The organism is Paraburkholderia sp. (assembly GCF_004298475.1).
Lineage (GTDB): Bacteria > Pseudomonadota > Gammaproteobacteria > Burkholderiales > Burkholderiaceae > Paraburkholderia > Paraburkholderia denitrificans.
Window position 1 is genome coordinate 12,219 of record NZ_SCRP01000019.1, and the last position, 14,045, is coordinate 26,263.

The following is a 14,045-nucleotide window of genomic DNA, read 5'->3' on the forward strand; positions in this document are numbered from 1 at the left end:
GGGGCTGATGCGGCCATGCCGCCCGCAGTCCCGGTATCTGGGCGGCTTCAATAGGGCTAGCTGCCTGGGGGAGGGGGGCACGCCAATAGGGAACTTGTAGTTTTCCGTGCGGATTTCACGATTCGATACCGTACCGAAGCAACTCGTTCGCAACTTCCATCATGGTGTCTACGCGTTTCGATTCGACGATCTCGGCGCAACCCTTGATGTATTCCCGGTTGATGCGCAATTCAAATTCGTCGAATGGCTGGGGGCGTTTCAGACCGAGCACGACCTCCGCCATCCGGTAGGAAAATGCCGCGCTGACAAGACTGCCACGGGAGGGGATCACTTTGCTGTACCCCTCGGCAAAACGCTCCATGTCGTCATACTGGCGCGCGTGCTGCAGGAACTGGGCCACGTCGGTCAGGGGCGATCCAACATGGATGCACTCCCAATCTATAATGCCGGCGACTCGACTGGCTTCAGTCAACTGCACATTTTTTGCCTTGTAATCGCCATGACAAAACGATTCCATATTCGTGTAGGGCAAGCATTGCTGCGCACTTGAACGCAACGCCGTCAAGATGGGCGTTTGCGCACCCTCGCCGAGCAGATCAATTGCCCGACCGACAGCCGCAAGCAGATTGTCGCCGAACGCCTCCGTTCCGTAGCCGAGGCTATAAATCTCGTCGCAATACAGGCTGCGTGGCAAGCCTTCCTGTTCGCCGAACTGAATACAGTGAATGCGTGCGAGAAGCTTCCCGCATTCGTAAAAGATTTCGCTAATAGCGGGGTGCGAGTCCCTGATGTCTCGATTCAAACCCAGAAGCCAGCGGCGCATGTCCTGCGTGCCAATGGATTCCATTACGATCCAGTACCGATTGTCTTCGGTCACGCCCGAATGCAGTATCGGTGGTGCTGGAAAGTCCGCAGGCAAAAGCGCCCTCGCCAGAATTTCACGCTGTTGAAACCTGTCGCCTTCTCCGAGGATTTTGAAGACATAAGAGTGGTCTCCGCACTTGATCTTGAATACCTCGTGTCTCGGGCCTTTGACTGTGCGAATGTCGGGTTCGCCTTCGTGTTTGAACAGCGCCCTGATCAATTCGAGAAGATATTCCGGTGCAGCATGGTCGATGGGGAGATTGCCGGTCATGATCGTGCGGTTGAGGGATGTGAGATTGGCGACGAGTCCATCACGCGCAGACGGTTTGCAGTACGAAAAATTTGATATAAACGCGACCACGTCGATCATCGGGATGATCTCAACGTGAGCGAAGTGATTGTGGAGAACTTCGAAGCAAACCGTACTGCTTCAAAAGGGAGGATTTTCGTTTCGATTAGTGAAACGGGAATGTACTTGAGATGAAACTCAGATGAAAGCTGCCGTTATGCTGGTTCGACCTGGTCGAGTGCGCTGTCAGTTGCGCGTGCCGTTGTCCTTCCATTCCGAAGGCGGCGTGGTGGCTTCCATGAACAGGTCCATCTGCTCGGACGGCAGACCGAAACCGGTCCAGCCGAACCCGGAGTGGCGCAGGAACAGCAGCACGCCGTCGAACAGCGGATTCTGGTGGACGTGCCACTCCGTATTCGTCTCCACCGCGTAGCGCTCCGCTTTGGACACCGTCTGCTCCGGTGCGGGCGTGAGGTCGGCCCGCACGACGCCGAGCACCTCGATCAGCTCGTCCAGTTCTTCAGCTGCGAGCGCCGCGGTCCGGCCGTCGAGCGTCAGGAGCAGCGACGGTTTGCCGTATTCGTTGACCAGTTCCAGTTTGATTTGCTGTGTCATCAGCTTTTCCCTCTACGCCCGGTGTCTGGTTCGCGTTCCGGCTGCGCGGCGCGGCAGCAATCCGGCATGTGCCTGCACGCTATCTCGCGCCGCCGCTCAGACCGGTAGCGCGAAGATGAAGGATATTTCATGCCGGAGCGTCGCCCGCCGTGCGACGGCTCCGCTTACGTCGACGAGCCCGGCGTCTGATGCAGGCAGTCGCGGGCGTAATCGCTCTGAAGCAACTCCTCGGCGTGCTGGATGCCAGCGGGATAGTCGTCGTTGTCGTCGCCCGGCGTGTAGCCCTCGCCTTCGACCAACGCGAGTTCGACCTGAAGATCGTCGCGCGTCGGCTTGTGGTCATGGACGAACGGGTAGCCGTTGCATTGCTGCGGCGTGAGGTGTTCTGCGTGTGCCGAAAGGCTCGTGATACCGACGATCGAAATGGCGGCCAGTATGAACCATGTTTTCATGGGTGCTCCTGCAATGAAGTTGAATGTCGCGCTCAGACCGGTTCCTGGGTTCGCGCTATGCGAACGAGACAAGTGAACCGGCAGCGACGCGAGAATAGGCGTGGGTAGGCGAGCGCGCCATACCGTGAGCATGAAAACAACTTCATTGCGCCGCGAACGCAGGCGTAAAAAAAATCCCCGGCGCGCCGACGCGTCGGGGATTAACGCGTGGATAAAAAAGTCCCGGAGAACGTTCGAGACCGGCCGCAAGCTTAACTCAGAACGCACGTGCGTCGCGCGCGTAATTGGGAAATTCAATCTTTCGATATTGTGTGTTTCGCGTAGAACGCCCGCCGCGCTTCGCTTCGCCGCTAACATTAAAGACTCTTCATGTTTGTGGAGAGGACGGGTTAGTCGCGTTCGACGATCATCCGTCGCATTCCGATGAAACGATGCGCCATGAAACGTCTACCGATCGATTCCTCCCCGGGCCTGGCAGCAGGACTCGCACGCCGCCCGCACGCAGTGGTCCACAAGGCGAGGCCATGACGCGCGTGCTCTCGGTCGACGACGACGAACTCGTTGCGAAGGCCATCCGTTCGTCGCTCTGCGCGTTCGGGCACGAGGTGGACATCGCCACGACCGGGCGCGACGGGCTCGCGAAGGTGATGGCCGGCAGCTACGACGTGGTGACGCTCGACCGCGTGTTACCCGACCTCGATGGGCTTGCCGTGCTGTCGACCATGCGCAGCGTGGGCATCATGACGCCCGTGCTGCTCGTGAGTGCGATGTCGGCCATCGACGAGCGTGTGCGCAGCCTGCGGGCCGGTGGCGACGATTACCTGACGAAGCCGTTCTCGGCCGACGAGATGGCGGCGCGCGTAGACGTCCTGGCCCGTCGCGGCAGCGTTGTTTCGAGCGCCGCGCCGCGACTCGTGCTCGGCGCGCTCGAATGCGATCTGCTCGCGCATGCGGCGCGCTTTCATGGCCGCGCGCTCGACATGCTGCCCACCGAACAGCGGATTCTCGAATACATGATGCGTCACCCGGGCCAGGTGCTCACACGCACGATGATCTTCGAAGGCGTGTGGGGCTACCGCTTCGATCCGGGCACCAACGTGATCGACGTCCACGTCAGCCGCCTGCGCAACAAGCTCGCGCAGGCTGGCGCGTCGCCCGCCATCCGCACCGTGCGCGGCACCGGCTACATGCTGTCCGAATGACGCGCTCCGCGCGCAAGCTCCGCTTATTGAAATGAACGCCATTGTCCTGGTTGCACTGCGACGTCCGCTGACGTTCGTGGTGATGAGTCTCCTGATCGTGCTGTTCGGCGTCATGGCCGTGTTCCACATGCCGACCGATATTTTCCCGGCCATCCGGGTTCCGGTCGTGGCGGTTGTCTGGACATACAACGGTCTGTCCCCGCAGGACATGTCCGGGCGCGTCATCTACTACTACGAGCGCTCGCTGACCTCCACCGTCGAAAACGTCGAGCACATCGAAAGCCAGTCGCTGTACGGGCGCGGGATCGTCAAGATCTTCTTCCAGCCGGGCACGAACGTCGCAGCGGCGCAGGCCCAGATCACGTCGATCTCGCAGACGGTGCTCAAGCAGATGCCAGCCGGCATCACGCCGCCGCAGGTGCTCTCGTACAACGCGTCGTCGGTGCCGGTGCTCGATCTGGAGGTCTCCGCCAAGGGCATGACGGCCTCGCAGGTCTACGACATGGCGTCGAACCTGATCCGTCCGCAGCTCGTGGCCGTCCGGGGCGCGGCGATTCCGACGCCATACGGCGGCGCGTCGCTGAACGTCGAGATCGATCTCGACCAGAACAAGCTGCTTGTGCACGGGCTCAGCGCCTCCGATGTGGCCGCCGCGCTGCGCGCGCAGAATGTCGTGTTGCCGGCCGGCGACCAGAAGATCGGTGCGTTGGACTTCATGGTGCGGACCAACTCGAGCCCGATCGAGGTTGCGAAGTTCAACGATCTGCCGATCAAGACCATCAACGGCGCAACGGTGTTTCTGCGCGACGTGGCCTATGTGCACCGTGGCTCGCCGCCGCAGACGAACGCCGTGCTCGTCAAGGGACAGCAAGCCGTGCTGATCGAGGTGCTCAAGAGCGGCGACGCTTCGACGCTGTCGGTCGTCAACGGTGTGAAAAAGGCGCTGCCCGGCATCATGCGCACGCTGCCGCCCGGCGTGAAGATCAAGGTGCTCAACGATGCATCGGGGTTCGTGCGCGACTCGGTGGAAGAGGTCGTCCAGGAGATGGTCACGGCGGCCCTGCTCACGGGCCTGACGGTTCTGCTGTTTCTGGGCAGCTGGCGCTCGACGCTGATCGTCGCCACCTCGATCCCGCTCGCCATCCTGAGTTCGATTCTCGCGCTCTCGTGGCTCGGGCAGACGATCAACGTCATGACGCTCGGAGGACTCGCGCTCGCGGTCGGCATTCTGGTTGACGACGCAACCGTGATGATCGAGAACATCGACACACACCTGGAAGCCGGCGCGCAACTGGAGGGCGGCATCATCGCCGCCGCGAACCAGATGGTCGTGCCGACCTTCGTCGCAACGCTCTGCATCTGCATCGTCTGGCTGCCGTTGTTCGAACTCGGCGGCGTGGCGGGCTATCTGTTCCTGCCGATGGCCGAAGCGATCATCTTCGCGATGGTGGCCTCGTTCATCCTCTCGCGCACGCTCGTACCGACGATGGCGGCGTGGCTGCTGAAGGGGCAAGTCCGGAGGCACGAGCGCGGGCATGCAGCCGGGCACCACGGCCACGCGCTCGCGCACAGCACGGGCGGCAATCCGCTCACGCGCTTTCAGCGCGGCTTCGAGCAGCGTTTCGACCGCTTTCGTGCGCGCTATCGCGTCGTGCTGACCGCAGCCGTCGCGCGGCGGCGCGGGTTTGTCATCGCGTTCGCGGCGGCTGCGCTTGCCTCGCTCGCGCTGATCAGCCAGCTGGGGCGAGACTTTTTCCCCGGGATCAAGTCCGGCGAAATCGACATGCACATGCGCGCCCCCATCGGCATGCGTCTGGAAGAGGCGTCGAAGCTCGCCGTGCTCGTGAATGGGGCGATACGCGAGATCCTGCCGGGCCAGGTCACGAATGTGCTCGATAACTGCGGGCTGCCCGCGAGCGGCATCAACGAGGCCTATAGCTCGTCCGGGACGATCGGGCCGCAGGATTGCGACATCACGATCAGCCTGAAAAACGAGCACTCGCCCGTCGACGACTACCGTTTTCAGCTGCGCCGCGAATTGCCGAAGCGCTTTCCCGGCACGACGTTTACGTTCCTGCCCGGCGACATCACCGCGAAGATTCTGAACTTCGGCTTGCCCGCGCCGATCGACGTGCAGATCGCCGGGCGCGGCCAGGTCGCGAACTTCAATTACGCCCGCGAACTCGCCGCGCGCCTGCGGCGCATTCCGGGCAGCGCCGATGTCAACATCCAGCAGGCGTTTTACGAGCCCACGCTGCAGATCGACGCGTCGCGCTCCTACGCCTCCGGCATCAACCTGACCGAGGCCAACATTGCCGACAACACGCTCGCGACGCTCTCCGGCAGCGGGCAGACGGCGCCGACCTACTGGCTCGATACGACCAACGGCGTGTCCCACCTCGTCAACATGCAGACGCCGCAGTCGCAGCTCAGCTCGATGAACGATCTCGAAACAATTCCGGTCGACAGCGGCACGGGCGGCCCGAATGCGCCGCGCGCGCAGTTGCTCGGCGCGCTGAGCCGGATCACGCAGACCGGCACGCCGCTGCTCGCGTCGCACTACAGCATCCTGCCCGCCATCGACATCTTCGTGGGCAGCCAGCGCCGCGATCTCGGCGCGGTCTACGACGACGTGGCGAAGACGGTCGCGCAGATGCAGAAGGATCTGCCTCCCGGCGCGAGCATTCACCTGCGCGGCCAGGCGCGGACGATGTCGAGCGCCTACGTCGAGTTGATCGGCGGCCTCGCGCTCTCGATCCTGCTCGTCTATCTCGTCATCGTCGTCAATTTTCAGTCGTGGCTCGACCCGTTCATCATCATCACCGCGCTGCCGGCCGCGCTCGCGGGCATCGTCTGGAGCCTCTTCGTCACCGGCACGACGCTCTCGGTGCCTGCGCTCACGGGCGCGATCATGTGCATGGGCACGGCCACGGCTAATTCGATCCTCGTGGTGTCGTTCGCACGCGAACATCTGGAGCGCTACGGCAACGCCGTCGAAGCCGCCATCGAGGCCGGTTTCGGCCGCATCCGCCCCGTGCTGATGACGGCGCTCGCCATGATCGTCGGCATGCTCCCGATGTCCTTCAGCAACACGCAGAATGCACCACTCGGCCGCGCCGTCATCGGCGGGCTGCTGTTCGCCACGGTGGCGACGCTGCTGTTCGTCCCCTGTGTGTTCGCGCTGCTGCATCGCGACCGGGAGCAGCCCCCAACGGAGAAGCAAGCATGAGCACCAACATCAACAGAGAGGCGCCGCTGCCCGCGCGCGTTCGTCCGCGCGCCTGGATGCTCGTGGCCGCGCTCGCCGTTGCGGGCGTTGTCGCACTCGGCGTGATCCAGCGGCATCGCAACCTGACCGAGCTGACCCAGGTCGCGAACGAAGACGCGACGCCGGCGGTCCAGGTGGTCTCGCCGAGCCCCGGCCCGGCCACGCGCACGCTGACGCTGCCCGGCAACATCCGCGCCTGGTATTCCGCGCCGATTTACGCGCAGGTGTCGGGCTACGTGCGCCGCTGGAACAGGGACTATGGCGCGACCGTGAAGGCCGGCGAGGTGCTCGCGACCATCGATGCGCCAGCCGTCGACGAGCAGTACCAGAGCGCGCAGGCGGACCTCGACGTGGCGCGCGCGCGCTACAACCTCGCGCAACTGACCGCGCAGCGCTGGCTCGCGCTCGCCGGGACTCAGGCCGTCTCGCAACAGGACGTGGACGTCAAGGTCGCCGATGCCGCCGCGCAGAAGGCGCAGGTGCGCGCGGCCGAGCACGAAGTCGCGCGGTACCGCGTGCTCGAAGGCTTCAAGAATATCGTTGCGCCGTTCGACGGCGTCGTGACCGTGCGCAGCACCGACGTCGGCAACTACGTGAACGCCGCGGGCGTGGACGTGGGTTCGCGCGGCTCGGCCGACGAACTCTTCACCGTCGCGAATATTCACGAGATGCGCGTGTTCGTGTCGGTGCCGCAGGACTACGCCGCGATACTGAAGCCGGGGCTGACCGCGACGCTGTCGTTGCCGCAGTTTCCGGGCCGCGAATTCAAGGCGTCGTTCGAGACGACCGCCAACGCTTTCGACCCGCAGACACGCACCGTGATCGCCGAACTGCTCGTGCCGAATCCCGACCGGCTGATCTGGCCGGGTGCCTATGCGAGCGTGCATCTGAACGTTCCGCTCGACCGCAGCACGCTCGTCGTGCCCGAGCAGGCGCTGCTGTTCCGCGCCGAAGGGATGCAGGTGGCGGTTGTCGATGCCGGTGACAAGGTGCATCTGCGCAACGTGAAGCTCGGCCTCAACTTCGGCAAGACGGTGCAGGTGCTCGAAGGTGTGAGTGCCTCGGACCGGATTGTGATGAGTCCGTCGGCCGGTCTGCTCGACGGTCAGGCCGTGCATATCGAGCCGGGCGAGAACGGCGTGGCGGTTGCCTCCGCCGCGCCGCGCGGTCATGCAGAGGTGATGCGATGAGGGTGAGGCGCAGCGGCGTGCGCGGTTGCCTCGGCGGCATGGCTGTGCTGACGCTGACGATGCTCGTCTCCGGATGCAATCTCGCGCCCGTCTATCATCCGCCGGGCATGTTGTTGCCGCCGCAATATTCGGGCATGGGGCCGTTCGTGAAGGCCGATCCGGCTGCACAGCAGGAACAGGGTGCATGGTGGAAGATCTTCGACGACGCGGAACTCGACACACTGGAGCGCAAGCTCGACGCATCGAATCCCGATCTGAACGCGGCCGTGCAGACGTACGCCCAGGCCCGCTACGCTGTGGCGGCGGCGCATGCCGGGCTGCTGCCCGAACTCGGCATGAACGCCTTCACGAGCGAGAACCACGAGTCGGCCCACACGCTGTTCCATAGCGGCACGGGACCCAGGCAGCAGATGTCGAACGGGTACGGGCTCGAGGCCTCGTGGGCGCTCGACTTCTGGGGCGAAGCCGGCAATCGCGTGCGTGAAGCGCAAAGGGGCGCGCAGGGCGCAGCCGCGCAGCTCGCGCTAGCGCGGCTCAGCCTCGAAACGGAGCTTGCGAGCGACTACATGGCGATGCGCGGGCTCGATGCCGAACATGCGGCTTATGGCCGGGCCATCGCGCTCTATCAAAACGCGCTGGAAATCACGCAGGCACGTTACGCGGGGCGGATCGCCGCGGGACTCGACGTTGCGCGCGCACAGAACCAGTTGGCTTCCGCGAAGGCTGCCGATACCGAGGTGGTCTCCCAGCGCCGCGTGCTCGAACACGCGGTGGCCGTGCTGGCCGGCGAGAACCCGATCGGCTTCCATCTGGCGAGCGAATCGGTCATGCACGTGGCCGTGCCCGTCGTGCCCGTGAGCGTGCCGTCGCTGCTGCTGCAGCGGCGGCCCGACATCGCGGCAGCCGAGCGTCGCATGGCCGCCGCGAACGCCGCCATCGGCATCGCGCGCGCCGCGTTCTATCCGAACATCCGGCTTGCCGCGCAGGCGGGCTTCGAGGACACGGCGTGGGGCCTCGCCGCGCTGCCCAACAGCCTCTGGGCAGTCGGTGCGTCCGCGATGCTGCCGCTCTTCGAAGGCGGCCTGCGACGCGCCCAGTTGCAGGCAAGCTGGGCGCGGTTCGCGCAGACGGGCGACCAGTACCGCGCGGTGGTGCTGCAGGCATTTCGCGAAGTCGAGGACAACCTTGCGTTGACCGATGGTCTTGCGCAGGAGTCGCAGCAGCAGGACGCAGCGCTTGCCGCCGCGAAACAGGTGCAGATGCTTGCGCTGACGCTCTACACGGGCGGCATCGACAACTATCTGAACGTGACCGTCGCGCAGATCGCGGCGCTCAACGCGCAGATCGCCGCCATCCAGTTGAAGACGCGCCGCCTGCAGACCTCGGTTGCGCTGATCGGCGCATTGGGCGGCGGCTGGAGCCGGGCGGACCTGCCCGGCGAGGCGCAAATGATGCCGGGCCGCGACGATGTTGCCCGCACGCGCGAAGCCGCCGTGGCGGCGGGCGCACAACTCTAGAAATTTAATGCTCTCTTAATGGAAATGATGTTGTTGCGCCGCAGCACGGAGGCTAAGATCGCTGCACGTTTGGAAGGATGGGCGAGAGGCGGGCTGAAAATGCGTGGGTATCGGACAGGGTCGACGTGTTCACTGGATTGACGCTCGAATGATGAATCTGTCCCGACCGCTGGCTATGCCCGTCATGCAGGCAAGGATCCGCGTCCCCGTCGCCGACCCGCGGCACGAGCGCTGGCGAAGCACCGTGTTCCGGTGGTTCATCGCCTACGCCGTGATTTTCTCCGTCGCGTTTACGGCGCTGCTCGGGCTCATCGAGTATTCCGTCAACGCCGCGATGCAGCGCGAGACCGATAGCGGGCTGCGCTGGCAACTGCGCTATTTCGACGGCTATGCGAACGATGATCTCGCGACGTCGATCGACGTGCGCATCCGGCGCCAGGCGCACCAGCGCAACTACTACGGCCTGTTCGCGCCCGACGGCCGCCGGCTTGCGGGCGACCTCCTCAGCGTTCCGCCCGCGCTCGCATTCGAGCGCTTCACCCATCCGCACGATCTGGAGCAGGGCAAGACACTCTGGTTCGACGTCGGCGCATGGCGCGTGCGCGTGCGGGCGATGGGCGAAGTGCGCGCCGACGGCTCGCGGCTCGTGGTCGCGCGCACGCTCGACGATGTGCAGCGCGTGCGTGACGAGCTGCTGAAGGCACTCGTGGTCGGCGGCTGTGCGTGCCTGCTCGGCGGCCTCGTCGCGGGGCTCTTGCTCAGCGTCCGGCAGATGCGGCGCGTCGCCGATATCCGGCGCGTGACCTCGCGCATCACGGGCGGCGATCTCGCGCAGCGTCTGCCCGTGAGCGGGCAGGACGAATTCGACATGCTCGCGAGGCTCGTCAATCAGATGCTCGACGAAATCGAGCGGCTGATGGACGAAGTGAAGGGCGCGTGCGATGTCGTCGCGCACGACCTGCGCACGCCGCTCGTGCGGTTGAAGCTGCGTCTTGCGACGCTGGCCGAGTCGTTGCCGCAGGCGGGCGCGGCCGGATCTGCGAGCGCCGCGAGCGTGCTGGCGGCTGCGCGCAACGACGCCGATGTGATCCTCGGCCGCTTCGCCGCGTTGCTGCGCATCTCGGAGATCGGCTCGCTGCAGCGGCGCCGCGCGTTTTCAACGGTCGCGCTCGACGTGCTCGTCACCGAACTGTGCGATCTCTACATGCCGCTCGCGGACGAGCGGCGCATTGCATTGACGGTCAGCATCGAAAACGTCGGCGCCGTCTGGGCCGACCGCGCGCTGCTTTTCGAGGCATTCACGAACCTGCTCGACAATGCGATCAAGTTCACGCCCGATGGCGGGCACGTCGGCGTGCGGCTGCGCCAGCTCGAAGCGGGACCGCAATTCTCCGTCGTCGATTCGGGGCCCGGCATTCCCGAAGACGAGCGGCAGTGCGTGCTGACGCGCTACTACCGCGGCGAGCGCACGCGTCACGTGCCGGGCACGGGGCTCGGGCTCGGCATCGTCGCCGCCGTCGTGCGGCTGCATGACTTCCGGCTCTCCATCTCGGACGCGGACGGCCCTGCATCGGGCACGTTCATCCGCGTGGATTGCTGGCCGCACGATTCATGACGGACTCGACCCACCGATGAGAATCCTGTTGAGCTGCGCGTCCGAGGCGGAGCGGGTCTATCTTTGCAAGGCGCTGAGCGAAAGCCTGCACAGCGTCGAGGCGACCGACGATCTGCGCTTCGCGCATTACCTCGCCGCGCAGGAGCTGTTCGATGCGCTCGTGGTGCGCGTGGCAGGCGGCCCGTCGCAGACCGGTCTCGAAGCGGCGTTGCCGACGCTCGCGCGTCTGCCGGGCCGGCCTTCGCTCGTCGTCGTGCTGGACGCGGCCTCGCCCGCCGACTGCGCGAGACTGCTGCGCGCCGGAGCCGACGCCTGCTTTGTCGAGCCGTATTCGGTGATGGAGATCACCGAGCGCATGCGCGCACTCTCGCGCGACGCGCCGGGCCGCGCGGGGCGCAGCGCGTGCGAAGTCCGCCTCGATCCGGCCACGCGCGAACTGGTGGAGGGCGCGCAACGGGTCGAGCTGACGCGGCGCGAATATCTCGTTGTCGAATGCCTGCTGCGCGAAGCGAATGCGCCGATCGCGCGCGACTATCTGATTCGCTATGCCTGGCCCGAGAAGGAGGGCGTGGAGCCGACGAGCCTGAACCTCGTGGTCCTGAGGCTGCGGCGCAAGCTCGGCGCGTGCGGGGTGCGCACGAGCATCGAAACTGTGAGCCGCTACGGCTACCGGCTCTGCACCGGCTGAGCGCCGCTTACGGGGCTGCCATCGTAGGGAAAATGAAATTTTTTTCATGAAAATATCGGCAGGACGGCGCAAACGCGCCGGTAAAATTCCCCGCTTCTGAGCGATTCGCGCTCGCTGGCTGCCGGAGCCCCCCATGAACGAGGTACGCGTGCTGACCGTTGAAGACGACGCCATTACCGCGAACGAAATCATCGGCGAGCTGACTCAGCACGGTTTTCAGGTTAATTGGGTCGACAACGGCCGTGATGGCATGGCACATGCGCTGAGCGACCAGTACGACGTCATCACGCTCGACCGCATGCTGCCCGGCGTGGACGGTCTCTCGATCCTGACCGCCATGCGCACGGTCGGCGTGCAGACGCCCGTGCTGATGCTGAGCGCGCTCGGCGACGTCGACGAGCGCGTGCGCGGCCTGCGCGCGGGCGGCGACGACTATCTGACCAAGCCCTTCGATCCCGACGAACTCACGGCCCGACTCGAAGTGCTGCTGCGCCGGCGGCAATCCACGGGCGAGACGCCCGAGACCGTGCTGCACGTGCGCGATCTGGAGATCGACCTGATTTCCAGACGGGTCAGCCGGGGCGGCGAAGACATTGCGCTGCTGCCCACCGAGTTCAAGGTGCTCGAATTCATGATGCGCCACGCGGGCAAGACCATCACGCGCACGATGCTGTTCGAGGCCGTGTGGGGCTACCACTTCGATCCGGGCACGAACCTGATCGACGTCCACATGGGACGCCTGCGCAAGAAAATCGATCCGCCGGGCGTGGAGCCGATGATTCAGACCGTTCGCGGTTCCGGCTACATTCTCGGCTAGGAGGACGCAGTGAGTCGCTCCATGCCGGAGGCCCACGATCCGGCCAGCCGCCGCTGGCATACGGCCACGGTGCGCTGGCTCTACGTATTCACCGCGCTGTTCGGAATCGTGCTGACGCTGCTCGTCGGCGTCATCTCGTGGGTGGCGACGGGCTCGATCGAGCGCGACACCGATACGATTCTCAACTGGCAGCTCACCTATTTCGGCTCCGTGCCCGATGGCCAGCTCGCCGGTGTGATCACCCATCGCCTCGAATACGAGCACAGGCATTCGAACTACTACGGGCTCTTCGACCGTGCGGGCCGGCATATCGCGGGCGACATTGCCGTGTTGCCGTCGTATGGCGTCACCGGCCGCACCGGAGTCACGCTCAGGCATACGCTGCTGCTGCTCGATGGCGTGCGCTCGCCGATCGTCCGGTCGATGACGGACAAGCGGCCGGATGGCCGGCAACTCGTCGTCGCGCGCGACATGACGAGCGTTCTGCAGATCCGCGAGATCGTGATCCGGTCGCTCATGGCCGGCGGCGGCATTGCGGTGCTGCTTGTCATCGCCAGTTCGCTCGTGCTCGGCGTGCGGCAAATCCGGCGCGTGTACGAAATGCGCCGCGTGACGTTCTGCATCGCGCAGGGCGACCTCGCGCAGCGCCTGCCCGTTGGCGGCAGCAGCGACGAACTCGACATGCTCGCGCATCTGGTGAACCACATGCTCGACGAGATCGAGCGGCTGATGGGCGAGGTCAAGGGCGCCTGCGACGGCATCGCGCACGATCTGCGCACGCCGCTCGCGCGCCTGCATACCGTGCTCGGGCGCGTCGCCGCGCTCGACTCCGTGCGCACCGACGAAGCGGGCATGGCGCTGATCGAATGCGCGCGCACGGAGACGGACCGCCTGCTCGAACGGTTCCGCGCCATGCTGCGGATTTCGGAAATCGGCACGCTGCAGCGTCGCGGCGGTTTCGGGTTCGTCGATCTGGCGGAACTCGTGCAGGAACTCGCGGAACTCTACGAGCCGCTCGCCGAAAGCCGTGCGCTGAAGTGGCGCGCACAGATCGATGAGGCCGCACCGATTCACGGCGACCGCGCGTTGCTGTTCGAGGCGTTCAGCAATCTGATCGACAACGCGATCAAGTTCGCGCCGTGGGGCGGCAGCGTGAGCGTGGCGTTGCGCGCGACGGCGCCTGGCGCTGTCGTCGAGATCGCCGATAACGGCCCCGGCATTCCGGATGTGGAGCGGGCCGCGGTATTGCAGCGCTTTTATCGCGGCAGCGCCGCGCGCCAGATCCCAGGTTCGGGACTCGGGCTCAGCATGGTCTCCGCGGTGCTGAGGTTGCACGATTTCAGGCTTCGCATCGAAGATGCGAACGACAATGCAAACGACTGCGCGAACGACAGCGCGAACGACAGCACGGAATCGGGTGTACGCATCAGCGTCGAGTGCTGGCCGGGCGCGCTCGTGGTGAACGAGCCGGGTGAGCGATGAGCGAAATAGCCGGAATCGCACGACTGTTGCGCGCTCATTGTGCGAT

At 65.0% G+C, this 14,045-nt stretch carries 11 protein-coding genes; 8 read left to right on the forward strand and 3 right to left on the reverse strand.

From position 1 onward, the window contains the following. Positions 1-115: 115 nt before the first annotated feature. The 3 genes from EPN59_RS10840 to EPN59_RS10850 form a co-directional block, all read right to left on the reverse strand. The gene (locus EPN59_RS10840) at positions 116-1,234 is read right to left on the reverse strand and encodes a phosphotransferase (RefSeq protein WP_293040253.1); all 1,119 of its coding nucleotides are present in this window, start codon (positions 1,232-1,234) and stop codon (positions 116-118) included. 165 nt (positions 1,235-1,399) lie between these two features. Continuing rightward, positions 1,400-1,768 carry a hypothetical protein gene (locus tag EPN59_RS10845; RefSeq protein WP_293040250.1) on the reverse strand — a complete coding sequence of 123 codons (369 nt, stop codon included), beginning with the start codon at positions 1,766-1,768 and terminating at the stop codon, positions 1,400-1,402. A gap of 164 nt (positions 1,769-1,932) precedes the next feature. After that, entirely contained in the window at positions 1,933-2,220 is a 288-nt protein-coding gene (locus EPN59_RS10850) for a DUF4148 domain-containing protein (RefSeq protein ID WP_293040247.1), read from the reverse strand. Positions 2,221-2,744: 524 nt separating this feature from the next. On the opposite strand from EPN59_RS10850, the gene EPN59_RS10855 reads away from it, so the two are divergent. The 8 genes from EPN59_RS10855 to EPN59_RS10890 all read left to right on the forward strand — a co-directional run bounded on the left by EPN59_RS10855 (position 2,745) and on the right by EPN59_RS10890 (position 13,999). After that, complete coding sequence (locus EPN59_RS10855) at positions 2,745-3,422, forward strand: response regulator transcription factor (protein ID WP_293040244.1); 678 nt, start codon at positions 2,745-2,747, stop codon at positions 3,420-3,422. A 31-nt stretch (positions 3,423-3,453) separates the two neighbouring features. Further along, positions 3,454-6,651, forward strand: a complete 3,198-nt coding sequence (locus EPN59_RS10860; RefSeq protein ID WP_293046031.1) for an efflux RND transporter permease subunit — start codon at positions 3,454-3,456, stop codon at positions 6,649-6,651. After that, positions 6,648-7,880: an efflux RND transporter periplasmic adaptor subunit gene (locus EPN59_RS10865; protein WP_293032965.1), complete on the forward strand. Its 1,233-nt coding sequence runs from the start codon at positions 6,648-6,650 to the stop codon at positions 7,878-7,880. Before EPN59_RS10860 ends, EPN59_RS10865 begins: the two co-directional genes overlap by 4 nt. After that, a complete protein-coding gene (locus EPN59_RS10870; RefSeq protein WP_293032967.1) occupies positions 7,877-9,397 on the forward strand; it encodes an efflux transporter outer membrane subunit in 1,521 nt (506 codons plus the stop codon). Before EPN59_RS10865 ends, EPN59_RS10870 begins: the two co-directional genes overlap by 4 nt. Positions 9,398-9,581: 184 nt before the next feature. Continuing rightward, positions 9,582-11,012, forward strand: coding sequence for a HAMP domain-containing sensor histidine kinase (locus EPN59_RS10875; RefSeq protein WP_293032969.1), 1,431 nt, complete (start codon positions 9,582-9,584; stop codon positions 11,010-11,012). Between the two features lie 16 nt (positions 11,013-11,028). Beyond that, positions 11,029-11,700 carry a response regulator transcription factor gene (locus EPN59_RS10880; protein ID WP_293032971.1) on the forward strand — a complete coding sequence of 224 codons (672 nt, stop codon included), beginning with the start codon at positions 11,029-11,031 and terminating at the stop codon, positions 11,698-11,700. A 133-nt stretch (positions 11,701-11,833) separates the two neighbouring features. Further along, positions 11,834-12,517, forward strand: a complete 684-nt coding sequence (locus EPN59_RS10885; protein ID WP_293032973.1) for a response regulator transcription factor — start codon at positions 11,834-11,836, stop codon at positions 12,515-12,517. 21 nt (positions 12,518-12,538) lie between these two features. Further along, positions 12,539-13,999, forward strand: coding sequence for a HAMP domain-containing sensor histidine kinase (locus EPN59_RS10890; RefSeq protein ID WP_293033019.1), 1,461 nt, complete (start codon positions 12,539-12,541; stop codon positions 13,997-13,999). Positions 14,000-14,045 lie beyond the last annotated feature (46 nt).

Coding starts and splice junctions, on each gene's coding strand:
- EPN59_RS10855 (WP_293040244.1), top strand. CDS start 2,745: ATGACGCGCGTGCTCTCGGTCGACGACGACGAACTCGTTGCGAAGGCC.
- EPN59_RS10840 (WP_293040253.1), bottom strand. CDS start 1,234: ATGATCGACGTGGTCGCGTTTATATCAAATTTTTCGTACTGCAAACCG.
- EPN59_RS10850 (WP_293040247.1), bottom strand. CDS start 2,220: ATGAAAACATGGTTCATACTGGCCGCCATTTCGATCGTCGGTATCACG.
- EPN59_RS10875 (WP_293032969.1), top strand. CDS start 9,582: ATGCAGGCAAGGATCCGCGTCCCCGTCGCCGACCCGCGGCACGAGCGC.
- EPN59_RS10860 (WP_293046031.1), top strand. CDS start 3,454: ATGAACGCCATTGTCCTGGTTGCACTGCGACGTCCGCTGACGTTCGTG.
- EPN59_RS10885 (WP_293032973.1), top strand. CDS start 11,834: ATGAACGAGGTACGCGTGCTGACCGTTGAAGACGACGCCATTACCGCG.
- EPN59_RS10880 (WP_293032971.1), top strand. CDS start 11,029: ATGAGAATCCTGTTGAGCTGCGCGTCCGAGGCGGAGCGGGTCTATCTT.
- EPN59_RS10890 (WP_293033019.1), top strand. CDS start 12,539: ATGCCGGAGGCCCACGATCCGGCCAGCCGCCGCTGGCATACGGCCACG.
- EPN59_RS10845 (WP_293040250.1), bottom strand. CDS start 1,768: ATGACACAGCAAATCAAACTGGAACTGGTCAACGAATACGGCAAACCG.
- EPN59_RS10865 (WP_293032965.1), top strand. CDS start 6,648: ATGAGCACCAACATCAACAGAGAGGCGCCGCTGCCCGCGCGCGTTCGT.
- EPN59_RS10870 (WP_293032967.1), top strand. CDS start 7,877: ATGAGGGTGAGGCGCAGCGGCGTGCGCGGTTGCCTCGGCGGCATGGCT.